A 547-nucleotide genomic window follows, 5' to 3' on the forward strand; every position below is an offset into this window, starting at 1 on the left:
CCTGGAAGTAAATCCGCTGAGATTCTGGGATCCGTGATCGTCAAGACGGGATGCGGGTTGCCGGTTAAGTTGGTATTTGTACAGAACCGCAATAAACGTCGAGACTGGCTCGTTGTACTCAGCACCGATGTGACCTTGGATGCGGCAGAGATTGTGCGCATCTACGGCATGAGATGGAGCATTGAGACGTTTTTCAAGTTTACAAAGTCCTATCTCAAGCTCGGTACAGAGTTCCAAGGACGCTCGTTTGATATGCTCGTTAGCCATACAACAATTGTCTTTAGCCGCTACCTCGTTATGGAGTGGGAACGACGGCAGGAAAACGATGCACGGTCACTGGGCGGTTTATTCTATTTATTTTCAGATGAAGTGCGCGATTTGGATTTGAAAACCGCATTACAGCAATTGATGGCATTTTTTCTGGATGTCGTCGAAGCAAAGACTAAACGAGATAAAACCTCAATCTTTCGTCAACTATATGACTGGATCTCCGGTTTGCCCAATTACATCAAGGGTTTACTGCCTAAATTCAGCTGCGAAAGTTGAG

Annotated in this window: 1 protein-coding gene; it reads left to right on the forward strand. The window is 46.1% G+C overall.

Going from position 1 to position 547, the window contains the following annotated elements:
* Positions 1–546 (forward strand): transposase (locus VF724_RS21355; RefSeq protein WP_371756246.1); only part of this gene is annotated, 546 nt, incomplete at its 5' end.
* Between the last annotated feature and the right edge of the window lies 1 nt (position 547).

The organism is Ferviditalea candida, from assembly GCF_035282765.1.
GTDB lineage: Bacteria > Bacillota > Bacilli > Paenibacillales > KCTC-25726 > Ferviditalea > Ferviditalea candida.